The organism is Kribbella sp. NPDC023855, from assembly GCF_040639475.1.
In the GTDB taxonomy this organism is placed as follows: Bacteria; Actinomycetota; Actinomycetes; order Propionibacteriales; family Kribbellaceae; genus Kribbella.
The window spans coordinates 45,406-70,293 of the sequence record NZ_JBFAAA010000002.1 but is presented as its reverse complement, the minus strand read 5'-3'; the positions used below and the strand labels follow the sequence as shown (position 1 = coordinate 70,293).

The following is a 24,888-nucleotide window of genomic DNA, read 5'->3' as shown; positions in this document are numbered from 1 at the left end:
GGGAATCAGGTGACGCGTGGCCAGCCGTCGGGACCCCAGGTGATCGGGCGGAGGCCGAGCCTGAAGTCACCGCCGGCCTGGGTGTCGTAGTAGTGGTGAGCCAGCCAGTCGCCGGACACCGACTGGCCGCCGGGACCGGCCATCGAGCCCGAGCCGGAAAGGATGACCGTGCCGCCGCCTTGCAGCATCGGCGTACCTTGCCGGTCGACGTACGGGCCGGAAACGGAGCGGGAGCGGCCGACCGCGATCTTGTAGGTGCTGTCGGATCCACGGCAACAGAAGTCCAGCGAGACGAACAGGTAGTACCAGGAGCCGCGGCGGACGACGTACGGCGCCTCGATCGCGTTCGGGGAGGGCCGGCCGCCGGCCAGTCGCAACGGCGCGCCTTGGCCGGGCGCGGCCAGCCCGGACGGCCATTGCAGTCGGATCATCCTGATCCCGCTCCAGAACGAGCCGAGCGACATCCAGGGAACGCCGTTGTGATCCGTCACCACACCGGGATCGATCGCGTTGTAGTCATCGGTGGACACCGATCGGTGTACCAGGCCTCGATCGACCCACCGGTACGCCGGGTCGTTGGGGTTCAGCGTCGTGTTGGTGGCCAACGCGATCGCGGACCGGTTGGAGCCGAAGGTGGATGCGGAGTAGTACAGGTAGAAGGTGCCGGCGTGCTTGATGATCTCCGGAGCCCACAGGTTCGAGACTCCCGGTACCTCGGTACGCAACCAGGCCGGGATGGAGTTGAAGACGGTCCCTGCGGAGGTCCAGTGCTTGCCGTCCGTCGAGCGACGCACCTGCACCGTCCCGCCCGCGACGGCGGGGTCACCGGTCGAGAACACGTACCAGTCGGAACCGTCCTGGATCAACGCCGGATCATGCGTGCGGAGGTCACCACTCAACACCGGTACGGCGCGCTCACGCATCGGCTCGGCGTGCGCCGTGCTGGTCAGCAGGAGCAGGGCGGCGGCGGCCAGTGCCGCGAGGCGCCTCATCCCTTGATCCCCGCATCGCCGACGCCGCGGATCACGTGACGCTGGAAGAGGGCGAAGACGATCAGCAGCGGCAGACCACCGAGGACGGCCGAAGCCATGATCTGGGCGTACCGCAGACCGTAGGAACCCTGCACGTTGGCGAGACCCACCGGGATCGTCATCATCGACGGGTCGGTGGTGACGATGAACGGCCAGAGGAAGTTGTTCCAGGCGCCGATGAACGTGAAGATGCCGACGGCAACCAGGATCGGGCGCGACATCGGCACCATCACCGACCAGACGATCCGCCACCGGTTCGCGCCGTCCACCCGGGCGGCGTCCTCGAAGTCGCGGGACACCCCGTCGAAGAACTTCTTCAGCACGAAGACCATCACCGGCGCGACCACCTGCGGCAGGACCATGCCCCAGTAGGTGTCGACCAGGCCGAGGCTGGTCATCTCCTGGAACAGCGGCACGATCAGCACCTGCGGCGGAACCAGGATGCCGGCGATCAGCACGCCGAAGAGCACCCGTCGGCCCGGGAACGTCGTACGGGAGAAACCGTACGCAGCCAGCACCGAGACGATCAGCGTCAGGCTGGTCACCAGGACCGCGACGATCGTGCTGTTCAGGAACCAGCGCAGGATCGAGCCTTGTTCGAGCACGCTCTGGTAGGCATCCAGAGTCGGTGCGCCCGGCAACCAGGTGATCGGGGTCCGGGTGGTCTCGGGCTCCGGCTTGAGCGACGTATCTATTGCCCAGAGCAACGGCACCAGCCAGACCAGGGCGAGCAGGATCGCGCCGACGACGATGGCGACCTTGGGGAAGGTGAAGCGGCGTTCCACGGTCCCGCTCATCACACCGCCTCCTTCTTGCCGGAGAAGAGTTTGAACTGGGCCACCGCGACGATCACGATGATCGCGAAGAACAGGTAGGAGATCGCCGAGGCGTAGCCGATCCGGTAGCTGGTGAAGCCGCTCTCGTAGATGTACTGGATGATCGGCCGGGTCGCGTAGTTCGGGCCGCCGTCCGTCATCAGGTAGATCTGGTCGAAGATCTTCAGCGAGGCGACCAGTTGCAGCACGATGATCAGCCCGGTGGTCCGGCTCATCAGCGGCAAGGTGATCCGGAACAGCTTCTGCCGTCCGCTCGCGCCGTCGATCGAGGCCGCCTCGTAGACCTGCTCCGGAATCCCTTGCAGCGCGGCCAGGTAGAGCAGGAAGTTGAACCCGATCGTCCACCAGACGGTCGTGATCACGACGGCGAGCATGGCCCGGTTCTCGTCGTTCAGCCAGTCGATCTCGGCGAAACCGCCGGCGGTCAGCAGCCCGTTCACCAGGCCGAAGCCGGGCTGGTAGATCCACACCCAGATCAGGGTCACCACCGTCGCCGGGAGGACGAACGGCGCGAAGTACGAGAAACGCAACAGCCAGCCGAGCACGCCTTTGCGGTTCGCCAGCAGGGCCATCACCAAGGCGATGACGACCAGGGGCGGGGTGCTCATCGCGGTGAACACCAAGGTGTTCTTCAGCGAGTCCCAGACGGCGGGATCGCCGAACAGCTCGCGCCAGTTCTGCAAGCCGAGGAACTCCTGTTTCACCCCGGCGAGGCTGGCGTTGAAGAAGCTGTTCCACAGGCCGGCCACGGTCGGCCAGAGCAGGAAGAACGCGAACAGCACGCCGAACGGGGCGACGAAGAACAGGCCGCCCCACTTCTCGGTCCAGGGCGGGCCGTTCCGCGGTGGTTCCTGGTCACGACGCGACTGCGTGGTACTGCTGCGGGTCGGTGTCTGAACTGCCATCGGGGTCAGCTCCTGTCAGACCGGGGAGGGAGTGTCGAGCAGCTTCTGGGTGGCGGCCTTGAACTGGTCGAGCGCCTGCCGCGGCGTCGTTCGGCCCGAGAACACCCCTGCGAACGCGGCCCCCGCTTCGTTCTGCAGCTGAGCACCCGAGCCGCTGAACCACGCGTCCGGGTCGAACAGCACGTCCGGCGCGACCGAGCGGTACTCGGCCTGCGGCTTGAGGTTCAGGTACTCCGGGCTGGAGGCCACCGGCTGGTACGCCGGAATGTGTCCGCCCGCGGCCCATTCCGCGCTGTGCTTGAGCATCCAGGCGATGTAGGTGATGGTCGCCTCGGTGTCCTTCTGGTTGCGGTCGGCCTGGTGCGGCAGAACGAACGTGTGGGCGTCGCCGGCGTACTTCGGGACGTCGTACACGACCGGGAAGGGCGCCATGCTGAACGGCATCTTCGCGGTCTGGTACGTCGTCACCTCCCACTCGCCGTTGAAGCTCAGCCCGGCGTCGCCGTTGGTGAACTGCGCGACCAGCGACGCGTAGTCGGACGACTTGGGGGTGAGACCGTCGGCGGCGAGTTTCGCCATCAACTGCAGGGCTTCCAGCGCCTTCGCGTCGTCGAGCGCGAGCCGGGTGCCGGAGTCGTCGAAGAACTTGCCGTCGAGCTGGCCGTAGAGGGTCCACCACAGGCGCCACGGGTTGGTCGTCTCGACCGAGGCGGCGACCTTGCCGGTGGTGTCCTTGACCGCCTTGAGCATCTCGAGGAACGCGTCGACGCCCTTGACGGGTTTGATCTTGCCGTCCGGCCCGAGCAGCCCGGCCTTCTTGCAGATGTCGACGTTGTAGTAGAGGACGAACGGATGAAGATCCAGCGGTACGGCGTACAGCTGGCCGTCGACCAGGCAGCGGCTCCAGGTCTCGGGCAGGAAGTCCTGCTCGGTGACGCCGGCCTTGTTCAGCAGGTCGAGCGGGATCGGGTCGAGCATCGTGGTCGGGCTGAATCCCTTCAGCCGGGACAGGTGCAGGGTGGCGATCTCGGGAGCCCGGCCGCCGGCGGCGGACATCGCGAGCTTGGTGTAGAACGGCGGGCCCCAGGCGAGCGTGTGCGCCTCGAACGCGATGTCGGGGTGTTCGGCGGCGAACTTCTCGTGGATCTGGAGCAGCCGGGCGCCGTCGCCGCCGCCGAACAGGTTCCACTGGCGGACCCTGGCGTCGTGGCTGAAAGCGCCGCAACCGGACAGTGTTCCGGACAGCGCGAGGCCGCCGGCAAGGCCGAGCGCGCCGGTGAGCAAGGAGCGCCGGCTGGGGGTGCGGGGAGTCATCTCGCGTGTCCTCCTGGCGGGGGTGGAGCACGGGTGCGGGGAAGCTGAAATGCCACACCGGCTCCCTGGTCAGGAGCTCCGGTGCAGGTTTCTACATCGGTGTAGAAGGATGATGCCCGGCCCCTTCCGGACCGTCAAGACCTCAAGTGATAGCGCTAACAAAAATTCGCCGGCACCCGTCGATCGAGCGAATGCCGGGGGTCAGCCGAGGGTGGATTCGCGGCGGTGCAGTTCGAACGGGGAGATGATCTCGTGGTGCTCGGAGTCGTCGCCGTTCATCCGGGCGACCAGTAGATCGACCGCGGTGGCGGCGATCTGCTCCCGGCCCGGATCCACCGTGGTCAGCGTCGGGCTGCTGAAGCGGGCCTCGTCGATGTCGTCGAAACCGGCCACCGCGACGTCGTCGGGGATCCGGATCCCGTGCTTGGTCAGTACCCGGATCGCGCCCAGCGCGAGCGTGTCGTTCAGGCCGAGGACGGCGTCGAACTTCCGTCCCGAGGCGAGCAGCTGTTCCATCGCCTCGGCGCCGTTGGCCCGGTGCCACGGATCGGCCGGCATCGCCAGTTCTGGGAAGGGCTGCACACCGGCTTCTTCCAGGGCGTCGGCGAAGGCGCCGTGCCGGATCGCCGCCGTGCCGACCAGCTCTCCGGGGTGCGTGCCGATGACCGCGATCCGCCGGCGGCCGAGCTCGAGCAGGTGCTGTGCGGCCGACCGGGTGCCCTGGATGTTGTCGATCATCACGTGGTCCACCGGGCCGTGGAAGATCCGCTCACCGAGCAGCACCATCGGGGTGGAGATGCGGAGCTGCTCGGCGTCGGTGTGACCGAGCCCGAGCGGGCTGAACAACAGGCCGTCGACGAGGTGGCCGCGGGGCCGGGCGAGGGCGGCGAGTTCCCGTTCCCGGACGGCGCCGGTCTGTTCGATCATCACCGTCAGGCCGTGCCGGTCGGCCGCTTGGATGACGGCGTCGGCGAGCTCGGCGAAGTACGCGATTCTGAGCCCTGGGACGGCCAGGCCGATGATGCCGGTCCGGCCGGACTTGAGGTTCCGGGCGGACAGGTTCAGCTGGTAGCCGAGGGCGTCGACCGACGCGAGCACCCGCAGCCGGGTGGACTCCCGGATGTAGGGGTAGCCGCTCAGCACGTTCGAGACCGTCTTCGGTGACACCCCGGCGTGCCGCGCGACATCCCGCATCGTCACTGCCAACCCGTGTCACCCCTCCCGCCGGATTCCCGAACCCTCACGGTAGACCACTGAGCCCTGTCAAAATCTAACGGCCATCTGTACCGTCATGGCCAGAAAGTTTCGTCTTCGGGCTTCAGATCTGGAGGAAACGATGCATCAGCCGCCCCGCTTGTTGCTCGTCACAACGTTGCTCACAGCCCTGGTCGCCGGCCTGCCGGCCGTCGCCGCACCGGCCCAGGCCGCCGAGCTGGCCGGGCCGACAGCCCAGCAGCTGAAGGAGAAAACGTCGGGTTGCCCGACGCAACTGTCGAACGGGAAGTACGCCCAGGACTCCGGTGGAGCGCGGACCATCGCGGTCTGCCAGAGCGGCACGGCCGTGCACTGGACGGCCGACTTCGACATCGACTGCGACGGTCAGCGAACCACCCAGTGCAACGAGAACACCGATCCGTCGTTCCAGCCGAACACCTCGTGGAACCAGTCCGACGGCAGACCGCTGAACTCCGCCGGGCTGCCCTTCATCGTTGTCCCGTTGGCCAGCACGATCTGGAACTACCAGACCGCCGGCATCACCGGCGGCACGATCGCCGCGGTCGTCTACCAGGACAAGGTCGCGTACGCCGTGGTCGGTGACCAAGGGCCGACCGGGATCATCGGTGAAGGCTCCTACAAGCTGGCTCAGCAGCTCGGCATCAACCCGAACCCAGCGACCGGCGGAGTCTCGGGTGCGGTCGTGACCTACGTGCTCTTCCCCGGCGTGAAGTCGGTACCGATCGAGAACGCGGCCGATGCCGTGAGCAAGGGTGAGGCGGCGGCGACCTCGTTCGTCAACGGGACGCAGACCTGCGGTGCCACCAACCTCGACTTCACCAGCTACCCGACGATCCAGGAAGGCTCGACCGGCGCGGCCGTGAAGGCGGCGCAATGCCTGCTAGGTGGTACCAGCGAACCGAGCGGCGCCTTCGATGCCACCACAACGACCGCGGTCAAGGCTTTCCAGACCCGAGTCGGCCTGCCCTCGGACGGAGTCGTCGGAGCGAAAACCTGGACAGCCTTGCTGGCCGCCGGGGACAAAGTGACCGTCCAGAACGGCTCAACCGGTACTGCGGTGAGCCGCCTGCAACGAGCTCTCACGGCGGCGCTCGGCAGATCGGTCGTGATCGACGGCTCGTTCGGCCCGCTCACCGAAACCGCCGCCCGCGACTACCAGAGCACCCGGCAACTGGTGGTCGACGGAGTGGTAGGACCAGTCACCTGGTCCGCTCTGCAGGCGGGCAAGTAGACCGCCCGGCCGCGGGGGCGAACCCCGGCGGCCGGAGTACGGTCTAGGCCGCCGAGCGGTCCGACAGTGGACGCCGGCGCTTGGTGGGATCGGTCAGGGCGGGGGACTGCCAGAGGCCGTCGGACTGGTAGTGGTGGAGGTCGGTGCCAGGCGGGACGATCTCGTCGATCCGGTCGAGGACGTCGTCGTCGAGGGTCAGGTCGGCGCCCTTCAACAGCCCGGTCAGTTGGTCCATCGTGCGCGGACCGATGATCACCGACGTCACCGCGGGGTGCGAGGTGACGAACGCGAGCGCGAGTTCGGGCAGCGACCGGCCGATGCTGTCCGCCAGTTCGGCCAGCTTCTCGACCGCCTCGAACTTCTCCGCGTTGGCCGGCAGGTCGGGGTCGAACCGGTGCGGGGTCAGCGCCGCGCGGCCCGCCGCCAGGTCGACCGGCTGGTCCTTGCGCACCTTGCCGGACAGGAAACCGGACGCCAGTGGGCTCCAGGTCAGCACACCCATGTTCAACCGCTGCGTGGTGGGCAGGATCGACCGCTCGATCCCACGCGTGACCAGCGAGTACGGCGGCTGCTCGGTGCGGAACTTGCCGTAGCCGCGCCGCTCGGACACGTGGTACGCCTCGACGATCTCCTCGGCCGGGAAGGTCGAGCAGCCGAAGGCGCGGATCTTGCCCTGGCTGACCAGGTCGGTCAGCACCGACAAGGTCTCCTCGATGTCGGTGGTCGGGTCCGGCCGGTGCACCTGGTACAGGTCGATCCAGTCGGTGCCGAGCCGCCGCAGGCTCTGCTCGACCTCGTGGGTGATCCACCGCCGCGAGTTGCCCCCGCGGTTGGGGCCCTCACCCATCGGGAAGTGCACCTTGGTCGCCAGCACGACGTCCTCGCGGCGGCCCTGGAGCGCCTTGCCGACGATCTCCTCGGACTCGCCCCGGGAGTACATGTCGGCGGTGTCGACGAAGTTGATCCCGGCGTCCAGGGCGGCGTGCAGGATCCGGGCGCAGTCGGCGTGATCGGGATTGCCGACCGTGCCGAACATCATCGTGCCGAGGCAGTGCACGCTCACCTCGATACCGGTCCCACCGAGTGTGCGGTAGCGCATGGGGTAGCTCCTAGATTCAGGTCTTGGTGCGCCCGAACCTAGGAGCTAGAGCGCTGTCTAGGTCAAGCCCGCCCGCGAACTACCCTGGTCCGACGCTACCGAGGCAAGGAGTGCGCGGATGACAGCTGTGGCAGATTTCTCGGACCTGTGGGATCCGCGGCCGGGGTGGCTGAACACCGCGTCGTACGGGTTGCCGCCGCGGCCGGGGTGGGAGGCGCTGCAGGCGGCGCTGCGCGACTGGCAGGTCGGCGCGACCAGTTGGGAGCCGTGGGACAAGTCGACCACTCGTGCCCGGGAGTCGTTCGCCCGGCTGGTCGGGGCCGATGCCGCCGATGTGTTCGTCGGCAGCACGGTGTCGGCGGCTGTCGCGCCGATCGCGGCCTCGTTGCCGGACGGTGCGCGGGTGCTGGTCGACGACATCGAGTTCACCTCGAACGTCTACCCCTGGATGGTGCACGCCGATCGCGGCGTCGAGGTGGTTGCCGTCAGCACCGATCAGTTCGTCGACGCGATCCGGCCGGGTATCGACCTGGTGGCCGTCAGTGCGGTTCAGTCCGCGACCGGCACTGTTCTCGACCTGGCCCAAGTCATTGCCGCCTGCAAGGAGATCGATGCGCTGCTGGTGATCGACGCGAGCCAGGCGGTCGGCTGGTTGCCGCTCGACGTGACCGGGGTCGACGCGCTGGTCGCGCACGGATACAAGTGGATGATGTCGCCGCGCGGCGCGACGTTCGGCTACCTCTCGCCCCGGTTGCAGGAGCGGTGCCGGCCCTTGCATGCGGGCTGGTACGCGGGTCGCGACATCGGCGACTCGTACTACGCACCGAAGATGCAGCTGGCCGATGACGCCCGCCGGTTCGACCAGTCGCCGGCCTGGTTCTGCTACGTCGGCGCTGCCCCGGCGCTGGAGTTGATCGAGCAGATCGGCGTCGAGACGATCCACCGGCACAACCTCGCGCTGGCCAACGAGTTCCGCGCCGGGATCGGGCTGCCGCCCGGCAACTCGGCGATCGTCAGTGCGGCGATCCCCGGCGCCGACGAGGCCTTCGCGGCGGCGGGCATCCGGGCCGCGGTACGGGGTGGGAATCTGCGGGTTTCGTTCCATGTGTACTCGGCGCAGGCCGACGTCCAGCTCGCGCTCGAGGCCCTGGACGGGCTGGTAAAAACCTAGAGTTGACTCTAGGCGGCGGTTAGGGTGTCGGCATGGCTGAGGGATTGAGTATCGGGCAGGTTTCCGAGCGCACCGGGCTGAGCGTGCACGCGTTGCGGTTCTACGAGCGGGAGGGCATCCTCGCCGACCCGGTACGCCGGGAGTCCAACGGGCGCCGCGTCTACAGCGAGGACGACGTCGACTGGCTGGACATGTGCATCAAGTTCCGCTCGTCGGGGATGCCGCTGGACACCATCCGGCGGTACACGGATCTGGTGAAGCAGGGCCCGGGCAACGAGCAGGAGCGGCTCGCGCTGCTGAAGAGCCACCAGGAGTCCGTGGTCGCGCAGCTCGAGGAACTCACCGAGTGCCTCCGGGTGATCACCTACAAGGTCGACATCTACACCGAGCACCTCGAACGCGGCACGGCCGAGTGCTTGTGGGTCGCGCCGTCCACGGTCTCCCAGGACGAGGCGGTCTGACGCCTACCTGGCGATGGCGCTGACCGTGGAGTGGGTGATGCGGTCGGGGTGGGCGTAGACGTTCAGGGAGCCGTTGCGGATGAAGCCGGCGAGGGTGAGGCCACACTCGTCGGCCAGATCGACGGCCAGCGACGAGGGGGCCGACACCGCGCCGAGGACGGGGATCCCGGCCATGACGGCCTTCTGGGCGAGTTCGAACGAGGTGCGCCCGGAGACGATGAGGATGTGACCGCGAGCCGGGATCAGACCGCCGAGCAAGGCCCAGCCGACCACCTTGTCCACCGCGTTGTGGCGGCCGACGTCCTCGCGGACCACCAGCAGCTCGCCGTCGGGGGTGAACAAACCGGCTGCGTGGAGGCCGCCGGTTCGGTCGAACACCTCCTGCCGTTCGCGCAGCACATCGGGCAGGCCGGCCAGCACGTCGAGCGAGACCTGCACAGGGTCGCCCGCGGGTGAGTGTCGCGACTTCAGCCGTACTGCGTCCAGCGACGCCTTGCCGCACACCCCGCAGGACGAGGTCGTGTAGAAGTTGCGCTCGACACCCGTTTCCGGGGAGGGCACGCCTGGGGCGAGTCCGAGGTCGAGCACGTTGTAGGTGTTGCGACCGTCGTCGTCGCGCGAGTCGCAGTACCGGGCATGGCGGATGTCGTCGACGCTGCCGATCACGCCTTCGGTGTGCAGGAAGCCGTGCGCGAGCTCGACATCGTGCCCCGGCGTCCGCATCGTGACAGCCAACGGCCGGCCGTCGACGCGAAGCTCCAGTGGTTCCTCGACGGCGATCGAGTCAGGTCGCGAACGCTCGCCGTCGGGCGTGAGCCGAAGGACCTTCTTGCGCGCGATCAAACGCCCCATGGCCGCACCCCCGGATCGAGTGGCAGCAACCTCGCGGCGATCGCCTCGGCGGGCCCGGGATCGACCACAGCAAACGCATCCGCTGCCGCAGCACCCCGCAACATCGCCGACCCACCATGTCCAACCGGTACTACGCCTTGCGGGCCGACTCGCACCGGTACCAGCCTGGTACTGCGCGGGTGGCACGCCAGCCCGCCGGCCACTGGAGCCACCGTGAGACGGTCCAGCCCTTCGCCGCGCAACCGCCGGATGACGGCCACTCCTAGCGTGAGGAACGCGGTCAACGCGGCGAGCGGATTCCCTGGCAACCCGACCACCAGTCGCCCGTCGCGCAATCGTCCCAACGCCTGCGGATGTCCTGGCCGGCACGCCACACCGTCGATGACGAGCTCAGCTCCTAGCTCTGACAGCACACTGCGCAGATGGTCGGCGGGTCCCGAGGCGGACGAGCCGGACACCAGAACCACCTCGGCATCAGCCGCGGAAAGTGCCTTTGCCAAGGCTTCACGGGAGTCGGACAGGTGGACCACGGCGCTCGCCTCGGCGCCCGAGCTGGTGATCAAGGTGGGAAGCATCGGGCCGATCGCATCGCGGACCCGACCGGGCGCGGAGGCGCCGTGATGCACCAGTTCGTCGCCGGTCACCAGAGCGAGCACACGCGGTTTGGGGATGACGGTCAGCTGGTCGAGCCCGAGAGTCGCCACCAGGCCAAGCAGTTGCGGACTCGCCAGCGTGCCCGCGGGGAGCACCGCCTCGCCGGCAGCACACTCCTCCCCGGCCCGCCGAATATGGTTGCCAGCAGCAACTTTGCCGTGGAGTCGCCCGCCGATGAGCGTCGCCTGTTCGTCGGGCAGCACAGCGGTGGTGCCGGACGGAACGCTAGCGCCGGTGACGATCCTGTACGCCTGCCCATCCACCAAAGGCGCGGCAAGCGGGGAGCCCGCCAAGATAGCTCCCACAACACGCCACGGCCCGCCCCCACGCACGGCGTACCCGTCCATGGCCGACCGGTCCACAGGCGGCACTGCAGAAGGCGAAACAAGCGGACCAGCAAGAACGCACCCCACGGAGTCCGCCAGGGAAACCCGCCGCGGTGGCAAGGGAACGGCCGCCGCATGTGCCAGCGCCCGCGCTTCATCCCACGACACAGCAGCCACAGCATGCCACCGTACCGCCTCCTCGACCTTCATCACTTCAGCGTTGCCCGGACTTGGTCGGCTGCTAGTGCGGCCACCGGGTCCAGGCCGTCGGCGCCGGCTTCCAGGCAGGCGACCAGGGCCCGCTTCATGCGGGGGTCCCAGACTGTCTTGATGTGGTTGGCGATGGCGGTGGCTGCTTCTGCTGGGGGTTTGTGCACGAATTGCCGGGCGATCTCGTTGGCCAGTCGTGTGTGCGGGGGAAGCCCACTCATTGCGCCGGCACCGCCTCGCGGGTGTTCTCGGTGGACACCGGCTCCACCACTAGGTCGACCTGTACGGCGGTGACCTTGTACTCCGGGCAGTTGGTTGCCCAGTCGGAGTTCTCGGTGGTGATCACGTTCGCGCCCGTCACCGGGTGGTGGAACGTCGTGTAGCAGACGCCGACCGGCATCCGGTCCGCCAGCTTCGCCCGCAGCGTGGTCCGTCCGACCCGGCTCGACAGCGCGACCATCGAGCCGTCCTCGATGCCTCGCACCTCCGCGTCGTGCGGGTGCAACTCGAGGATGTCCTCGGGATGCCAGGCCACGTTCGCAGTACGCCGGGTCTGCGCGCCCACGTTGTACTGCGAGAGGATGCGCCCGGTCGTCAGGATCAGCGGGTACTTGCGCGTCGACCGCTCGGTCGTCGGAACGTAGACGGTCTCCATGAACCGCCCCTTGCCCCGGGTGAACTCGTCCTCGTGCATGATCGGCGTACCGTCCGGGTTCTCCAGGTTGCACGGCCACTGCACCGACCCGACCTCGTCGAGCTTCTTGAACGAGACGCCCATGAAGGTCGGCGTGGTCAGCGCGATCTCGTCCATGATCTGCGAAGCCGAGTCGTAGTGCATCGGGTAGCCCATCGCCTGCGCGATCTCGCAGACGATCTGCCACTCCTGCTTGCCGGTCTGCGGCGCCATCACCGGCCGGACCCGGTTGATCCGGCGCTCCGCGTTGGTGAACGTGCCGTCCTTCTCCAGGAACGACGTACCGGGCAGCAGTACGTGCGCCCACTTGGCCGTCTCGTTCTCGAACAGGTCCTGTACGACGAGCAGGTCGAGCGCGCCGAGCGCGGCGAACACATGCGCGGTGTTCGGGTCGGACTGCGCGATGTCCTCACCCTGCACGAACAGTGCCTTGAACGACCCGTCGATCGCGGAGTCGAACATGTTCGGGATGCGCAGGCCCGGCTCGTTCAGGATCGGCGTACCCCAGAGCTGCTCGTAGACGTCGCGGGCGCCGTCGTCCGACACATGCCGGTACCCCGGTAGCTCGTGCGGGAAGGAGCCCATGTCGCACGAACCCTGCACGTTGTTCTGCCCGCGCAGCGGGTTCACCCCGACGCCGCGGCGACCGATGTTGCCGGTCGCCATCGCGAGGTTGGCCATCCCCATCACGGTGGTCGAGCCCTGGCTGTGCTCGGTGACGCCGAGACCGTAGTAGATCGCCCCGTTGCCGCCGGTGGCGTACAGCCGGGCCGCCGCGCGCAACTCGTCCGGGTCGACACCGGTGATCGAGGCAACGGCTTCCGGGCTGTGCTCCGGCTGCGCGATGAACGTCTCCCACTGCTCGAAGTCCTCGCAGCGCTCCTCGACGAAGGGCCGATCGACCAGCCCTTCGGTGACGACGACATGGGAGATCGCGTTGATCACGGCAACATTTGTGCCGGGCGCCAGCTGCAGATGGTGGGCTGCTTCGATGTGTGGCGAGCGGACCAGGTCGATCCGGCGCGGGTCGACCACGATCAGCTTGGCCCCCTGCCGCAGCCGCTTCTTCATCCGGGACGCGAAAACCGGGTGCCCGTCGGTCGGGTTGGCGCCGATCACCAGGATGACGTCCGCCTTCTCGACCGACTTGAAGTCCTGGGTGCCCGCCGACTCGCCGAAGGTCTGCTTCAGCCCGTAGCCGGTGGGTGAGTGGCAGACCCGGGCGCAGGTGTCGACGTTGTTGTTGCCGAACACCGCTCGCACCATCTTCTGTACGGCGTACACCTCTTCGTTCGTCGTCCGCGACGAGGTGATCGCACCGATCGATCCTTGACCATGAGCAGCCTGGATCTCACGCAGCCGTCGTGCGGTGAAGCCGATCGCTTCGTCCCACGAGACCTTCCGCCACGGATCCGTGATGGCGTCCCGCACCATCGGCTCCAGCACGCGATCCGGGTGACTCGCGTAGCCGAACGCGAACCGCCCCTTCACGCACGAGTGGCCCTCGTTCGCGCCACCGTCCTTGTACGGCACCATCCGGACCAGCTCGTCACCGCGCAGCTCGGCCTTGAAGGAGCACCCGACCCCGCAGTACGCGCAGGTCGTGATGACGGAGCGGGTCGGCATGCCGAGTTCGATGACGGATTTCTCTTGCAGGGTTGCGGTCGGGCAGGCCTGCACACAGGCGCCACAGGAGACGCAGTCCGACTCCATGAAGGAGACGCCGGCGCCCGCGGCGACCTTGGAGTCGAAGCCGCGGCCTTCGATCGTGAGTGCCAGCGTGCCCTGGACTTCGTCACACGCGCGGACGCAGCGCGAGCACGCGATGCACTTGGAGGCGTCGAAGTCGAAGTACGGGTTGGAGCTGTCGGTCGGTGCGTCGAGGTGGTTCGCGCCGGCATCCACACCCGAGCCGTACCGTACTTCGCGCAGCCCGGTCACTCCGGCCATGTCCTGCAACTCGCAGTCGCCGTTGGCCGAGCAGGTCAGGCAGTCGAGCGGGTGGTCGGAGATGTAGAGCTCCATCACCCCGCGGCGCAGCTTGCCGAGCTTCTCGTTCTGGGTGCGCACGACCATGCCGGGTGCGACGGGCGTCGTACAGGAGGCCGGAGTACCGCGGGCGCCGTCGATCTCGACGATGCAGAGTCGGCACGAGCCGAACGCTTCCAGACTGTCCGTTGCGCAGAGTTTGGGGATCTCGAGACCGGCCTGCTTAGCCGCACGCATCACCGACGTACCGGATGGGACGGCGACGCTCACCCCGTCGATGGTCAGCTCGACAGTGGCCTCGCCCTCGCGGGCCGGCGTACCGAAATCGGGTTCTTTGAGCAGAGTCACGCGCCGAAGTCCTTTCCGAAGTGGCGTACTGCGCTGCGGACGGGCAGCGGGGTGAGCCCGCCCATCGCGCAGAGCGAGCCGTCGGTCATCAGGTCGCACAGGTCGTCGAGCAGGACGAGGTTCTGCCGGCGGTCCTCACCGCGCCGGATCCGGTCGATCGTCTCGACCCCGCGGACCGCGCCGACCCGGCACGGCGTGCACTTGCCGCAGGACTCCTCCGCGCAGAACTCGAAGGCGAACCGGGCCATCGCGGACATGTCGACGGTCTCGTCGAACACCACGATGCCGCCGTGCCCGACCATCGCGCCGGCGGCCGCGAAGGCCTCGTAGTCCATCGGCAGGTTGAACTGCTCGACCGGCAGATAAGCGCCCAGCGGTCCACCGACCTGTACTGCGCGCACCGGCAGCCGCGAAGCGGTGCCACCGCCGAGATCGTTGACGAGCTCGCCGAGGGTGATGCCGAACGCCGTCTCCACGACGCCGCCGCGGGCCACGTTGCCGCCGAGCTGGAAGACGTTCGTCCCCAGTGATCGGCCGGTCCCGTACGCCGCGTACGCCGCCGCGCCGTTCGCCAGGATGGTCGGGATCGTCGCCAATGACAACACATTGTTGACGACTGTCGGCCGGCCGAAAAGTCCTTCCAGTGCAGGGATCGGAGGTTTCGCCCGGACCATGCCGCGCTTGCCTTCGAGGCTTTCCAGCATCGAGGTCTCTTCACCGCAGATGTAGGCGCCCGCACCGACCCTGACGTGGAGGTCGAAGGTCAGGTCCGAACCGAGGATGTTCGCGCCGAGCCAGCCGCGGTCGCGGGCCGTCCGGATCGCCGCGTTCAGGGTCTCGATCGCGTCCGGGTACTCCGACCGCAGGTACACGTAGCCTTCGGTGGCGCCGACGGCGTACGCGGCGATCGTCATGCCCTCGATCAGCGTGAACGGGTCGCCCTCGATCAGCATCCGGTCGGCGAAGGTGCCCGAGTCGCCCTCGTCGGCGTTGCAGCAGACGAACTTGAGGTCGGACTCGGCACCGAGCACCGTGCGCCACTTGATCCCGGTCGGGAAGCCGGCGCCCCCGCGACCACGCAGACCTGAGTTGACCACTTCCTCGACCACCTCGGCCGGTGACATGGCCAGCGCGGCCTTGAGGCCCTTGTTTCCTTGGTGTTCCGCATGTTCGTCACCTGAGCGCGGGTCGATCACACCGACCCGGGCGAAGGTCAGCCGCTGCTGGCGTTTCATCCAGGGCAGTTCCTCGACCAGCCCGACGTATGCGCCAACCGTCAGCGCCTTGCCGTCCAGCATTCCGGCCGCGACGAGTCCGTCGACGTCCTCGGGCGCGACCGGGCCGTAGCCGACGCGGCCCTCCGCAGTCTCGACTTCGACGAGCGGTTCGAGCCAGAGCATGCCGCGAGATCCGTTGCGGACGACCTCGACCTCGCGCCCGGTCGCCTCCGCCGCGACGGCGATCCGTTCGGCGACCTCGTCCGCGCCCACCGATCGCGCCGCGGCGTCGCGGGGTACGAAGACTCTCATCGTGCCTCCCCGAGCAGCGCGTCGAGCCGGGCCGGCGTGACCCGGCCGTGCAGCTTGTCGCCGACCTGGACCGCCGGGCCGAGCGCGCAGTTGCCGAGACAGAACACCTCGTCGACGGTCAGCCTCCCGTCGTACGTGGTCTCCCCGAACCCAACCCCGGTACGCCGCTTCGCATGGGCGGCGAGCTCCACCGCACCGACCGAGCGACATGCCTCGGCCTGGCAGATCCGCACGGTGATGCGCCCCGCCGGTGCGCGCCGGAAGTCGCGGTAGAAGGTGACGACGCCGTGGACCTCGGCGACGGACAGGTTGAGGACGTCGGCGATCACCGGGATGTCGGTCTGGTCGACGTAGCCGAGTTCTTCCTGCACTGCATGGAGGATCGGCATCAGAGCGCCGCGCAGACCGCGCAGCTCGGTCGCGATCGCACGCACACGGTCGGCGCGCCCGGGAACCGGGACGGGGGCGGGGGGCATGACCTCAGTCGTCATACCAACGACTGTCCTTGGCTATTAGTCGGGGGTCAAAGCAAACCTGCCTATGACGTGATAGCCCTCAACTATCAAACAACTAGCGGCGTCGGGCGAGATGCACGGTGAGGTCGGCGATCAACTCAACCGTCTCGGGCAGGACCCGCCTGATCTGGCTGAACACCTGCTCCTGCTCCGACCACGGCAGGACCAGATAGGCCGAGATGGTCGAGAGGTGACCGACATAGTCGTCCGCGCTCATCGTCAAGCGCCGCTCGATCTCCACCTGCCGAACGTCGATGAACCACTCGGATTGTTCGAGCTCGGTGCCCGGCCATTGCATTGCCTGATCCGCAGGCGTGCCGTCAGGCGAAGGAATATCATCGCTGTCCAGGAAGGGTGCCCTGGCCGCTTGAGCAGCTTCCGCGACAGCCGGGTCGGCCAGGTTGAACGGCCCGCCGAAAGAGGCGAAGACCCCACCGGGCTCCAGCAGCGCGGACATCCGGGACCACCGGCCCTCAGGTTTCGTCCAGTGCAGCGCCGCTGCTGCATAGACCAACCCATACCTCTCGCCAAGTTCCAAGTCCTCGAACGCGGCCTGCCTGCTCTGCACGTTGGCCGGCACGTGCTTGCGCAACTCGGCGAGCATGCCCGCGTCAGGCTCGGTCGCGGTGACGCTGTCCACCCGCTGAGCGAACAAGCGGGTCGCCTTGCCGGTGCCCGCGCCGATCTCGAGCGCGGTCCGCACCGGCCGGCCGGCGTACGTCATCACCAGGTCGAGCAGCTCCTCGGAGTACCCCGGACGGAACCGCTCGTAGGCTTCCGCGATCACACCGAAGCTCAGGGCACGCGACATACCGGCATCCTGACACGGCACCGCTTTGGTGTCGTGCGGGTTTCTGACCACTAGGCTCGGACCGGTGGACGCGACCAGTCATCTGAAGGACTCACTCGAAGCGGCGATCGCCCTCGCCAACCGCTTCGGCGCCGAGTGGAGTCGCGGCCGGTTGCAGGCTCCCGGCGACACCGACGCAGTACAGGCCGTACTGCGGCTGACCACCAACCTCGAGCCCGTGGTGGACGAGCCGGCCCTGGCCGAGTTCGCGGCCGGTGGTGTGCGCTTGTACTCCGCGTTGGGGTTGCTCGCGGATGGCTCGGTGGATGCCAGTGCCCGCGAACTCAACGAGCTGCTGGAGGCGACTCGGGCGGCGCCACGCCTTTCGCAGTACGAGGGAAAGCTGTGGCATCTGCACTTCGCCGGACCAGAGGTTTCGGTCGCGACGAGGTGGCTGGCGGAGTTCGCGACGGCGGCCGCGATGCTGCTGGGCAGCTCGGAGCTGAACCTGCTGCGCCGGTGCGGAGCTGAGCGGTGCGACAACCTGTTCCTGGACGCGACCCGGAATCACACGCAGCGGTTCTGCTCGACCGCCTGCCAGAACCGGACGAAGGTCGCCGCGTTCCGCTCGCGCGGGTAGAGACCTACGTCACGTCCACGGACGTCACAGATCGCCGGCCCGCTTTGTCGTAAGGGATGTAGACAACAAATCACACGACAGAGGAGTCCAGTCATGGATGCCCGTTTGAGCATGTTCGGAAGCCCGATCGCAGGCAAGCTCGTCAAGCACCTTGTCGCCGCGACCCACGTGGTCCACTCTTCGTCGGTGCCCGGCGCGACGCTCGAGCTGGTGAACCTGCGGGCGAGCCAGATCAACGGATGCGGCTTCTGCACCGATATGCACATCAAGGACGCCATCGCGGCGGGGGAGTCGCAGCAGCGGCTCAACATGGTCGCGGCATGGCGTGAGGCGACCTGCTTCACCGAGGCCGAGCGGGCCGCGCTGGAGCTGGCGGAAGAGGGCACCCGCATCGCGGACGCCGGCGGTGGCGTCTCGGACGAGGTGTGGGCGAACGCCGCCAAGCACTATGACGAGGAGCAGCTCTTCGCGCTGGTCTCGCAGATCGCGCTGATCAACAGCTTCAACCGGCTGAACGTCATCACCCGGCAGCCGGCCGGTGACTACGTGGCCGGTCAGTTCGGCTGACTGGTTGCCGTCAGCATCGGTGCTTCCGTCGACCAGCCGAGTTTGGTGTAGAGGTGCCCGCCGTCGGTCGTTGCCATCAGCAACCCGACGGCGGCACCACGCTCGACGGCGCGCCGACTGAGCTTCCCCATCACGACACTGCCCAGACCTCTGCGCCGGTGCGCCGGGTCGGTCTGGATGTCATGCATCACCGCATCCCGGCCGACCACCGCCGCCATTCCTCGCGCCGCAACGTTGCCATGGGCATCAATGAGACGGACGTGTTCCAAGGGTCCGTCGCTCCACGCCTCCAGCCTGTACTCCGCAGGCGCGGCCGCATCCGGATGCTTCTCCAGGTCGATCGACATCAGCAGACTCGGCTCGGCAAAGACTCTCAGCCCGGCGCCTTCCAGTACTGCGGCTGCTGCGTCCTGCCGGTGGGTCGTCACGGTCAGCCAGGTCGGCTCAGTTGCTCTCGCGACCTCATTGGCGAGCGCGCTGACCAGTTCGGTCCGGTCGGTCAGCGTGAAGAGTTCGTGGTCGCGCCCCGGGAGTCCAAGCTTCACATCCAGCACACCATCGCGCTCCTGGGCCGCGGCCAGTCCTCGACACAGTCCCCAGCCGTGCTGCCAGCGGCGTACCAGCTCCTCCATGGCGACCAGTGTAACTGTTTATATCGAAATAGTCAGTTACGAAATTCAGCGGCCGAGCACGAAGGTCTGGATGGCGATCACGGCGGCGCCGCGGGCCCACTGGGTGAAGGAAGGGTCTTCGAGGATGATCGGCGGCGGGGCGGCTGACGGGTGACGGTCGGCCTGGAGCCCGGCCTGCAGTTCATCCTGGGCCACGGTCGCGAGCTGGACCCCTTCGCCGCCGAGCACGACGGCCTCGGGCATGGTGAAGTTGCTCGCCGCCGCGATCAAACGACCCAGCGCGTGCCCCGCCGTGCCGACGACGCGACGGGCCTCGGGGTCACCGTTCTTGGCCAGGTCGAGACATTCGTCGTACCCGATCTGACGGCCGAGGGCGGCGCTGACCTGACCGGTGATGGCGTCGGTGGTGAGCATGACGCTGGCGCAGCCGCGATGGCCTCGTTCGCACGGTGGCCCCGCGGGATCGACTTGGTAGTGACCGACCAGCCCGAGCCCGGCCTCGCTCGTGTCGACCAGCTTGTCGTGGACCACCAGGCCGTAGCCGACGCCTGCTCCGATGGTCAGCAGGCAGAACCGGCTGATCCCGCGACCGGCGCCGAACCAGTGGATCGCCTCGGTCACCGCGATGACGTCGTTCGCGACGACGACCTGGGCGTCGGTCCGCTCGGCGACCAGCCGGCCGAACGGTACGTCGTGCCAGTCGAGGAAGTCGCCACGCGGTACGTCACCGGACTCGTCGACGTGGCCGCCCAGGCTGATCCCGAGCCCAGTGATCGGTGGCCGGCCGTCGCTGAGTGAGCGGGCCAGTTCGACCACCACGTCGGCGACCGCCGCGGGTGTGTGGTCGGTCAGTGGCCGTTCCTCGGTCGCGATCACCTCGGCCCGGAGTGTGGTCAGTACTGCGAGCGCCGTGTCGCCGGTCAGCTTCACCCCGACGAAGTGATGCGAAGTGGGAATCACGTCCAGCGGCTGTGAAGGCCTCCCCACCTTGGGATCACCGGCTTCCACTGGTACTTCGACCAGCAGCCCCGACTCCAGCATCGGCTTGGTCAGCCGGGTCAGGCTCCCGGCGGACAACTCTACCCGCCGGGCCAGTTCGGCACGGGACAACGGCCCGTCCAGCAGGATCTCCAGCGCAACCCGCTGCGACGGCCCGCTCAACGGCCGCCATGCCCCCGTAGTCACCGCTGTCCCGCCCACGCCACAAAACCTACCGCCCCGGCGCGCGGCCGCTTCCGGTCAGTGCGGCAGTTTCCGGGTGTCGATGAGCTGTTGCGCGACGTCGCGGAGCTTGGTGTTGGTGTCCTGGGAGTAGCGCTTCAGGATGGCGAAGGCCCGGTCGGCGTCGAGGTCGAAGCGCTCCATCAGGATGCCCATCGCCTGGCCGACCAGTTTGCGGGCGTCGACCGCCTGCTCCATCGTCTCCTCGTGCCGCGCCGACGCGACCGCGACCGAGGCGTGCCGGGCGAGGATCTGCGCGATCGCCTCGTCGTCCGGGCCGAACGCGTCCGGGTCGGCGGAGTACAGGCCGAGGACGCCGACCGTGGACCGGTCGCCGGTGGTGAGCGGGACGTCGAGCACACTCCGGACGCCGAGGCCGGCCACCTTCGCCGCCCACTCCGGCCAGCGGTCGTCGTGGGTGGTGTCCCGGATCAGGACCGTGCTGCGCTCCCGCAACGCGACCATCAGCGGCCCGTGGCTGGAGTCGATCTGCAAGCCGTACACGTCGGAGACCACGGGATCGGTGACCGCCGCGATCTCCGGTTTCGAACCGCGGGTGTAGAGCGCGAGCCCGGCGTACATGCAGTTCAGGGCCTGGAGCGCGAACTGGACGACGGCGTCGACCGTCTCCTCGACACCGGGCGCATCGTGCAGCTCGATGGCCAGCCGCGCGAACGCGTCGGCCGACGCGGGCGCGGCAATGTCGTAGTCAGCCATCCGGGCTCCAGACATGAGTCATCGTCAGGGCACCCCGTGGCTGGAGTGAACCTTCCGCGCAATCATGCAGCCTCACCCGCCCGAAGTGTTAGCCGGACCCCCGAATTGTTGCTTGAGAAGGTACTGGCAGTAATTTGTTGTAGTAGGTCATTTCTGCCACTGGTGGGAGGGAGGGGTTGGCCGGAGGCTTGGGGTGTCCGCACGGGTTGGCCGAAGAGGAGTTCGAGATGTCGGTGGTACTGCAGGGATTGTCGGCGGCGCACGATGACGCGGTGGCGCATTTCGCCGGGAAGCTCAGGTTCGAGACCGACCCGTCGGATGTGGCGGCCGACATCGGCGCTGGAGTGACCGGCTGGGTGCTCGTCGACAGCCGCAGCCAGGAGAGCTGGGACCAAGGACACGTGCCAGGCGCGATCCATCTGCCGACCAGGGAGATCGCCGAGCGCGCCGCGGCCGTAGTACCGGCTGGGACGCCTGTGGTGACGTACTGCTGGGGGCCGGGCTGCAATGGTGGGACTCGGGCGGCGTTGGAGTTCGCGAAGCTGGGTTATCCGGTCAAGGAGATGATCGGCGGGATGGAGTACTGGACCCGGGAAGGTCTTCCGGTGGAGACCGCCGAGGGCATCACCCGCCGGCCCTCGGACCCGCTGACCGCCCCAACGGGGATCGCCTGCGCCTGCTGATGCCGCCCGCCCAGCCGGCGGGCTTTCGGCTGGATGCCCCGAGTCAGGGCTCGAGGTTGGCGAGGTGGTCGGCGTTGCCTCGGATGGCTGCTTCGTAGCGTTTGAGTTCCGGGGTGTCGAGGCGGTCGGCGATCAGTAGCAGGAGGGTGGCGAGCGCCTTGCTCGGCCGGCCGGCGTCGTGCAGCGTGAGGGACTTGAAGACGCGGAGTGAGTCCGACTCCGGGAACTCCTTGCTCGCCGCCTTGAAGACCTCCAGCGACTCGTCGTAGCGCTCGAGGATGCGCAACGTGCTCCCGTACTGCAGCAGACAGCGCCGCCTGGTGTCGCCGGTCAGCCCGGGCAGGGCCTGCTCGTAGTACGGGAGCGCCTTCTCCTCCTGGCCATCGGTGTCGTAGGCGCCGCCGACCTCGTAGAGCACGTACGGGTTGCCCGGGTGCTTGGTCAGCAGGTCCTCGAAGAAGTCGATCGTCGGCTGCATGTTGTCCCGGTCCCGCCGGTTGAACGCCTCAGCGATCGTCGCGGCCAGTTCCGGCGTCAGGTCTTCGCTCACCGCTCCATCATGCCGGGTCAGAATGTCGAGGCCACCCCGGCCGCTCCGACGTGGCGGTCGCAAGGGCGATCTCGACGAGAGGAAAAGACCATGAGTGAGACGACGCAGGGTGGCTGGCCGCAGGGAGTCAGCGCGATCACGCTGTTCGTGGAGGACTTTGCGGAGTGCAAGCGGTTCTACGGGGAGGTGTTCGGGCTGCCGGTGGCGCACGAGGACGACGTGTCGGCGGTCTACCTGTTCGGGGAGTTGATGGTGAACCTGCTGTCGGTGAGTCAGGCAGCCGAGCTGATCGATCCGGCGCCGGTCGGCGGTGCTGACGCGGGACGGCGGTTCCAGCTGACCATCCCGGTCGCCGATGTCGATGCCCTGTACGCCGAACTGACGGGTCGCGGCGTCGAGTTCCTGAACGGCCCGATGGACCGGCCGTGGGGCATCCGTACCGCGGCCTTCGCCGACCCGGCCGGCCACGTCTGGGAGATCGCCAAGTAGTCAGCGGTGGCCGTCAGGCCAGGGCGCGGACGGCGGGGATGACTTCCGTGGCCAGCCGGTCGATCGATTCCGGGTTGGTGGTCGTGAGGCTCAGTGCGGTGAAGCCGAGTTTGGTGAAGCCGGCCAGCCGGGTGGCGATCTGGTCCACTGAGCCGCTGACCACGGACTGGTCGTGCAGGTCGCGATCCAGCTCGACCTGTACGTGGTAGGCGTACGTGATGCTGTCTGGGTCCCGGCTGGCCCGATCGGCAGCGGCGCGGATCTTGTCGCGCATCACGACGGCCTGCTCGGGCGGCGCCGAGCCGAGCGACGGGATCCAGCCGTCCGCCTCACGCCCGGTGAGTGCCAGCGCGCGATCGCCGAAGGTGCCCAGCCAGATCGGGATGTGGCGATCCGGCTTGGGCGCCAGCTCGGCGGCGTCGGTGTGGAACCGTCGGCCCGCATAGCTGAATGACTCCTGCGACCACAGTCCCCGAGCGATCCGGATCGCATCTTCCAGCCCGTCGACCTTCTCGCGGGGCGTCGGCATGGGGAGCCCGAAGCCGCGGAACTCGTGGTCGGAGTACCCGCCGCCCAGTCCCAGGATGAGCCGCCCGCCGGACAACCGGTCGAGAGTCTCGGCCATCTTCGCGACCATGGCCGGCGGCCGGTAGGGAACGCCGAGCACCCGCGGCGCGATCCGGATCCGCGAGGTCGCCGCGGCCAGCCAGGTCAGCAACGTCCACGTCTCGTACGTCGGATCGGTGCCGCTCGGGTGGTCGGAGATGCTCACGAAGTCGAAGCCCAGCTCCTCCGCCCGTCGAGCCAGTCCGACCGGGTCGGCGCCGATCCCGGCGCCCGGTGAGATGCCGAGTCCGAACAAAAGCCGCGTCATGGAATCCTCATTTCGTTTACATGTAAACCTTGACCCTAGGAGTCACTTCGATTACATGTCAACTACTGTGGTCGCTATGACGGAGCCGCACTGGTTGGACGACGAGGAGTTCCGCGCCTGGATCGGTTATCGCCGGATGCGGCTGCTGCTGGACGCCGAGATCGCCCGGGACCTCAGCCGTGACGCGAACCTGTCGATGGCCGACTACGACGTACTGTCCGCCCTGTCGGCGGAACCCGACCATCGCCGCCGCCTCAACGGTCTCGCCGACCGGATGCTGTGGTCGAAGAGCCGGCTGTCCCGGCACATCGGCCGGATGGAGGAGCGCGGCCTGGTCGCCCGCACCGACAGCCCGGACGACGGGCGCGGGGCGGACGTAGTACTGACTGCTCTCGGTCTGCGCACGATTGAGGAGGCGGCGCCGGATCATGTTGCCTCCGTACGCCGTCACTTCGTCGACTTGCTGTCCCGCGAGGAACTGGTTGCGCTGGGCAACATTGCCGAGAAGGTTCTCGACCGGCTGCCGGGCGAGACGGCTTAGAGCGCCAGTGCGGCGTACAGGCCGGAGGCGAAGACGACGCCGGTGCCCAGCCAGGCCGCCGTCAACGGTAGGAGCAGCCGTCCGCGGCCCAGCGATACGCCAGCGTCAGCAGGCCGACGGCTCCGGCGAAACTCAGTGCGGCCTGGGTTACCCAGAAGGTCTTCTGTGCGGCGGTCTCCACCGCCTGGTGACCGCCGTCGGTGAATGCCCAGACGACGCACAGGAGGCCGTACGCCGCGGCGACCACGGCGGCGATGACGATGAAGCGGTTCTGGATGCGGATTTCCTTTGTGCGCAGGCGAAACACGTCCGGCCAGCGCGTCCGCGCATTTAGCACGAACGCCGTCACCAGCAGGATCGCCTGGAGAGTGAAACCGCCGTACACGATGCCGTAAACCCAGTCCTCGAGACCGTTGTCCGATGCGGTGGGCGATCCGCCGGTGAAGCCTTGCACAGCCATCCCCAGCGGCAGGCCTAGTGCGATCGGAGCGAGCAGGCCGGTCCCGATCCAGATCGGACCGAGGACCAGCCAACTTGGTAGCCGCTGGCCCCATACGTAAGTGAAGGCCAGCGCGACCACGATCGCCACCAGATCCATGCCCACGGTGAGAAGGTTGCCGACGACATGCTTCGTGTCGCCCATCACCGCGGCGCCGGAACCCGTTGTTCCGACGCCGCTTCCGGTCAGCCAGGCCAGCTTCAAGGTCAGGTACGGCCCGCACGCAGCCACCGCGCCCCAGCCGACCAGGAGACGCATCCGTCGCATTTGCTTGCTCACACCCA

27 protein-coding genes are annotated in these 24,888 nt (G+C 67.9%); 8 read left to right on the top strand and 19 right to left on the bottom strand.

Annotation, left to right across the window (positions count from 1 at the left end; all coding sequences use genetic code 11):
- Positions 1-5: 5 nt before the first annotated feature.
- The 5 genes from AB0F51_RS06100 to AB0F51_RS06080 form a co-directional block, all read right to left on the bottom strand.
- Positions 6-992 (bottom strand): arabinan endo-1,5-alpha-L-arabinosidase, encoded by a 987-nt coding sequence (locus tag AB0F51_RS06100; protein WP_360274818.1) that lies wholly within the window; start codon positions 990-992, stop codon positions 6-8.
- On the bottom strand, positions 989-1,828 hold the full coding sequence (locus tag AB0F51_RS06095; protein WP_360274815.1) for a carbohydrate ABC transporter permease: 840 nt from the start codon (positions 1,826-1,828) through the stop codon (positions 989-991). Before AB0F51_RS06095 ends, AB0F51_RS06100 begins: the two co-directional genes overlap by 4 nt.
- The gene (locus AB0F51_RS06090; RefSeq protein ID WP_360274812.1) at positions 1,828-2,772 is read right to left on the bottom strand and encodes a sugar ABC transporter permease; all 945 of its coding nucleotides are present in this window, start codon (positions 2,770-2,772) and stop codon (positions 1,828-1,830) included. The genes AB0F51_RS06095 and AB0F51_RS06090 overlap by 1 nt, the downstream gene beginning before the upstream one ends.
- Before the next feature lie 15 nt (positions 2,773-2,787).
- On the bottom strand, positions 2,788-4,086 hold the full coding sequence (locus AB0F51_RS06085) for an extracellular solute-binding protein (protein WP_360274809.1): 1,299 nt from the start codon (positions 4,084-4,086) through the stop codon (positions 2,788-2,790).
- Between the two features lie 201 nt (positions 4,087-4,287).
- On the bottom strand, positions 4,288-5,286 hold the full coding sequence (locus AB0F51_RS06080; RefSeq protein WP_360277209.1) for a LacI family DNA-binding transcriptional regulator: 999 nt from the start codon (positions 5,284-5,286) through the stop codon (positions 4,288-4,290).
- 136 nt (positions 5,287-5,422) lie between these two features.
- Between AB0F51_RS06080 and AB0F51_RS06075 the strand changes: the two genes are divergently transcribed.
- Positions 5,423-6,553 carry a peptidoglycan-binding protein gene (locus AB0F51_RS06075; RefSeq protein ID WP_360274806.1) on the top strand — a complete coding sequence of 377 codons (1,131 nt, stop codon included), beginning with the start codon at positions 5,423-5,425 and terminating at the stop codon, positions 6,551-6,553.
- A gap of 43 nt (positions 6,554-6,596) precedes the next feature.
- Here the strand turns inward: AB0F51_RS06075 and AB0F51_RS06070 are convergent, their stop codons facing one another.
- Positions 6,597-7,652 carry an aldo/keto reductase gene (locus AB0F51_RS06070; protein ID WP_360274803.1) on the bottom strand — a complete coding sequence of 352 codons (1,056 nt, stop codon included), beginning with the start codon at positions 7,650-7,652 and terminating at the stop codon, positions 6,597-6,599.
- Between the two features lie 118 nt (positions 7,653-7,770).
- Here AB0F51_RS06070 and AB0F51_RS06065 point away from each other — a divergent pair, with 118 nt between their 5' ends.
- Together AB0F51_RS06065 and AB0F51_RS06060 are read left to right on the top strand one after the other, a co-directional pair.
- A complete protein-coding gene (locus AB0F51_RS06065; protein ID WP_360274800.1) occupies positions 7,771-8,823 on the top strand; it encodes an aminotransferase class V-fold PLP-dependent enzyme in 1,053 nt (350 codons plus the stop codon).
- Positions 8,824-8,855: 32 nt separating this feature from the next.
- A complete protein-coding gene (locus AB0F51_RS06060) occupies positions 8,856-9,284 on the top strand; it encodes a MerR family transcriptional regulator (protein WP_360274797.1) in 429 nt (142 codons plus the stop codon).
- A gap of 3 nt (positions 9,285-9,287) precedes the next feature.
- Here AB0F51_RS06060 and fdhD read toward each other — a convergent pair whose 3' ends face one another.
- The 7 genes from fdhD to AB0F51_RS06025 all read right to left on the bottom strand — a co-directional run bounded on the left by fdhD (position 9,288) and on the right by AB0F51_RS06025 (position 17,212).
- Positions 9,288-10,136, bottom strand: a complete 849-nt coding sequence (fdhD, locus tag AB0F51_RS06055; protein WP_360274794.1) for a formate dehydrogenase accessory sulfurtransferase FdhD — start codon at positions 10,134-10,136, stop codon at positions 9,288-9,290.
- On the bottom strand, positions 10,124-11,326 hold the full coding sequence (locus tag AB0F51_RS06050) for a molybdopterin molybdotransferase MoeA (protein ID WP_360274792.1): 1,203 nt from the start codon (positions 11,324-11,326) through the stop codon (positions 10,124-10,126). Before AB0F51_RS06050 ends, fdhD begins: the two co-directional genes overlap by 13 nt.
- Positions 11,326-11,547, bottom strand: coding sequence for a formate dehydrogenase subunit delta (locus AB0F51_RS06045; protein WP_360274789.1), 222 nt, complete (start codon positions 11,545-11,547; stop codon positions 11,326-11,328). The genes AB0F51_RS06050 and AB0F51_RS06045 overlap by 1 nt, the downstream gene beginning before the upstream one ends.
- On the bottom strand, positions 11,544-14,357 hold the full coding sequence (gene fdhF, locus AB0F51_RS06040) for a formate dehydrogenase subunit alpha (RefSeq protein ID WP_360274786.1): 2,814 nt from the start codon (positions 14,355-14,357) through the stop codon (positions 11,544-11,546). The genes AB0F51_RS06045 and fdhF overlap by 4 nt, the downstream gene beginning before the upstream one ends.
- A complete protein-coding gene (locus AB0F51_RS06035) occupies positions 14,354-15,886 on the bottom strand; it encodes an NADH-ubiquinone oxidoreductase-F iron-sulfur binding region domain-containing protein (protein ID WP_360274784.1) in 1,533 nt (510 codons plus the stop codon). Before AB0F51_RS06035 ends, fdhF begins: the two co-directional genes overlap by 4 nt.
- Entirely contained in the window at positions 15,883-16,377 is a 495-nt protein-coding gene (locus AB0F51_RS06030; protein WP_360274781.1) for an NAD(P)H-dependent oxidoreductase subunit E, read from the bottom strand. The genes AB0F51_RS06035 and AB0F51_RS06030 overlap by 4 nt, the downstream gene beginning before the upstream one ends.
- A gap of 79 nt (positions 16,378-16,456) precedes the next feature.
- Complete coding sequence (locus tag AB0F51_RS06025) at positions 16,457-17,212, bottom strand: class I SAM-dependent methyltransferase (protein WP_360274778.1); 756 nt, start codon at positions 17,210-17,212, stop codon at positions 16,457-16,459.
- Between the two features lie 64 nt (positions 17,213-17,276).
- Here AB0F51_RS06025 and AB0F51_RS06020 point away from each other — a divergent pair, with 64 nt between their 5' ends.
- Positions 17,277-17,831, top strand: coding sequence for a CGNR zinc finger domain-containing protein (locus AB0F51_RS06020; RefSeq protein ID WP_360274776.1), 555 nt, complete (start codon positions 17,277-17,279; stop codon positions 17,829-17,831).
- 93 nt (positions 17,832-17,924) lie between these two features.
- Entirely contained in the window at positions 17,925-18,398 is a 474-nt protein-coding gene (locus AB0F51_RS06015) for a carboxymuconolactone decarboxylase family protein (protein WP_360274774.1), read from the top strand.
- Here the strand turns inward: AB0F51_RS06015 and AB0F51_RS06010 are convergent.
- From AB0F51_RS06010 to AB0F51_RS06000, 3 genes are read right to left on the bottom strand one after another with little or no spacing between them, the layout of a single operon-like run.
- On the bottom strand, positions 18,386-19,030 hold the full coding sequence (locus AB0F51_RS06010; RefSeq protein ID WP_360274771.1) for a GNAT family N-acetyltransferase: 645 nt from the start codon (positions 19,028-19,030) through the stop codon (positions 18,386-18,388). The genes AB0F51_RS06015 and AB0F51_RS06010 overlap by 13 nt on opposite strands.
- 45 nt (positions 19,031-19,075) lie before the next feature.
- Positions 19,076-20,230, bottom strand: a complete 1,155-nt coding sequence (locus AB0F51_RS06005; protein ID WP_360274768.1) for an ROK family transcriptional regulator — start codon at positions 20,228-20,230, stop codon at positions 19,076-19,078.
- Between the two features lie 39 nt (positions 20,231-20,269).
- Positions 20,270-20,968, bottom strand: a complete 699-nt coding sequence (locus AB0F51_RS06000; RefSeq protein ID WP_360274765.1) for a GAF and ANTAR domain-containing protein — start codon at positions 20,966-20,968, stop codon at positions 20,270-20,272.
- Between the two features lie 227 nt (positions 20,969-21,195).
- Here AB0F51_RS06000 and AB0F51_RS05995 point away from each other — a divergent pair, with 227 nt between their 5' ends.
- Positions 21,196-21,651, top strand: coding sequence for a rhodanese-like domain-containing protein (locus AB0F51_RS05995; RefSeq protein ID WP_360274762.1), 456 nt, complete (start codon positions 21,196-21,198; stop codon positions 21,649-21,651).
- 43 nt (positions 21,652-21,694) lie between these two features.
- Here AB0F51_RS05995 and AB0F51_RS05990 read toward each other — a convergent pair whose 3' ends face one another.
- The gene (locus tag AB0F51_RS05990; protein WP_360274759.1) at positions 21,695-22,201 is read right to left on the bottom strand and encodes a tetratricopeptide repeat protein; all 507 of its coding nucleotides are present in this window, start codon (positions 22,199-22,201) and stop codon (positions 21,695-21,697) included.
- A 90-nt stretch (positions 22,202-22,291) separates the two neighbouring features.
- Between AB0F51_RS05990 and AB0F51_RS05985 the strand changes: the two genes are divergently transcribed.
- Entirely contained in the window at positions 22,292-22,690 is a 399-nt protein-coding gene (locus AB0F51_RS05985) for a VOC family protein (protein ID WP_360274756.1), read from the top strand.
- Between the two features lie 13 nt (positions 22,691-22,703).
- On the opposite strand, the gene AB0F51_RS05980 is transcribed toward AB0F51_RS05985, so the two are convergent.
- Positions 22,704-23,564 carry an LLM class flavin-dependent oxidoreductase gene (locus tag AB0F51_RS05980; RefSeq protein ID WP_360274754.1) on the bottom strand — a complete coding sequence of 287 codons (861 nt, stop codon included), beginning with the start codon at positions 23,562-23,564 and terminating at the stop codon, positions 22,704-22,706.
- A gap of 76 nt (positions 23,565-23,640) precedes the next feature.
- Here AB0F51_RS05980 and AB0F51_RS05975 point away from each other — a divergent pair, with 76 nt between their 5' ends.
- A complete protein-coding gene (locus tag AB0F51_RS05975; RefSeq protein ID WP_360274752.1) occupies positions 23,641-24,105 on the top strand; it encodes a MarR family winged helix-turn-helix transcriptional regulator in 465 nt (154 codons plus the stop codon).
- A 61-nt stretch (positions 24,106-24,166) separates the two neighbouring features.
- Here AB0F51_RS05975 and AB0F51_RS05970 read toward each other — a convergent pair whose 3' ends face one another.
- On the bottom strand, positions 24,167-24,883 hold the full coding sequence (locus tag AB0F51_RS05970) for a hypothetical protein (protein WP_360274749.1): 717 nt from the start codon (positions 24,881-24,883) through the stop codon (positions 24,167-24,169).
- Positions 24,884-24,888: the final 5 nt, after the last annotated feature.

What these genes read in the sequence shown, in the direction of transcription:
- AB0F51_RS06100 (WP_360274818.1), bottom strand. Translation starts at nt 992, where the DNA reads ATGAGGCGCCTCGCGGCACTGGCCGCCGCCGCCCTGCTCCTGCTGACC.
- AB0F51_RS06095 (WP_360274815.1), bottom strand. Translation starts at nt 1,828, where the DNA reads ATGAGCGGGACCGTGGAACGCCGCTTCACCTTCCCCAAGGTCGCCATC.
- AB0F51_RS06090 (WP_360274812.1), bottom strand. Translation starts at nt 2,772, where the DNA reads ATGGCAGTTCAGACACCGACCCGCAGCAGTACCACGCAGTCGCGTCGT.
- AB0F51_RS06085 (WP_360274809.1), bottom strand. Translation starts at nt 4,086, where the DNA reads ATGACTCCCCGCACCCCCAGCCGGCGCTCCTTGCTCACCGGCGCGCTC.
- AB0F51_RS06075 (WP_360274806.1), top strand. Translation starts at nt 5,423, where the DNA reads ATGCATCAGCCGCCCCGCTTGTTGCTCGTCACAACGTTGCTCACAGCC.
- AB0F51_RS06070 (WP_360274803.1), bottom strand. Translation starts at nt 7,652, where the DNA reads ATGCGCTACCGCACACTCGGTGGGACCGGTATCGAGGTGAGCGTGCAC.
- AB0F51_RS06065 (WP_360274800.1), top strand. Translation starts at nt 7,771, where the DNA reads ATGACAGCTGTGGCAGATTTCTCGGACCTGTGGGATCCGCGGCCGGGG.
- AB0F51_RS06060 (WP_360274797.1), top strand. Translation starts at nt 8,856, where the DNA reads ATGGCTGAGGGATTGAGTATCGGGCAGGTTTCCGAGCGCACCGGGCTG.
- fdhD (WP_360274794.1), bottom strand. Translation starts at nt 10,136, where the DNA reads ATGGGGCGTTTGATCGCGCGCAAGAAGGTCCTTCGGCTCACGCCCGAC.
- AB0F51_RS06050 (WP_360274792.1), bottom strand. Translation starts at nt 11,326, where the DNA reads ATGAAGGTCGAGGAGGCGGTACGGTGGCATGCTGTGGCTGCTGTGTCG.
- AB0F51_RS06045 (WP_360274789.1), bottom strand. Translation starts at nt 11,547, where the DNA reads ATGAGTGGGCTTCCCCCGCACACACGACTGGCCAACGAGATCGCCCGG.
- AB0F51_RS06035 (WP_360274784.1), bottom strand. Translation starts at nt 15,886, where the DNA reads ATGAGAGTCTTCGTACCCCGCGACGCCGCGGCGCGATCGGTGGGCGCG.
- AB0F51_RS06030 (WP_360274781.1), bottom strand. Translation starts at nt 16,377, where the DNA reads ATGACGACTGAGGTCATGCCCCCCGCCCCCGTCCCGGTTCCCGGGCGC.
- AB0F51_RS06025 (WP_360274778.1), bottom strand. Translation starts at nt 17,212, where the DNA reads ATGTCGCGTGCCCTGAGCTTCGGTGTGATCGCGGAAGCCTACGAGCGG.
- AB0F51_RS06015 (WP_360274774.1), top strand. Translation starts at nt 17,925, where the DNA reads ATGGATGCCCGTTTGAGCATGTTCGGAAGCCCGATCGCAGGCAAGCTC.
- AB0F51_RS06010 (WP_360274771.1), bottom strand. Translation starts at nt 19,030, where the DNA reads ATGGAGGAGCTGGTACGCCGCTGGCAGCACGGCTGGGGACTGTGTCGA.
- AB0F51_RS06000 (WP_360274765.1), bottom strand. Translation starts at nt 20,968, where the DNA reads ATGGCTGACTACGACATTGCCGCGCCCGCGTCGGCCGACGCGTTCGCG.
- AB0F51_RS05995 (WP_360274762.1), top strand. Translation starts at nt 21,196, where the DNA reads ATGTCGGTGGTACTGCAGGGATTGTCGGCGGCGCACGATGACGCGGTG.
- AB0F51_RS05985 (WP_360274756.1), top strand. Translation starts at nt 22,292, where the DNA reads ATGAGTGAGACGACGCAGGGTGGCTGGCCGCAGGGAGTCAGCGCGATC.
- AB0F51_RS05980 (WP_360274754.1), bottom strand. Translation starts at nt 23,564, where the DNA reads ATGACGCGGCTTTTGTTCGGACTCGGCATCTCACCGGGCGCCGGGATC.
- AB0F51_RS05975 (WP_360274752.1), top strand. Translation starts at nt 23,641, where the DNA reads ATGACGGAGCCGCACTGGTTGGACGACGAGGAGTTCCGCGCCTGGATC.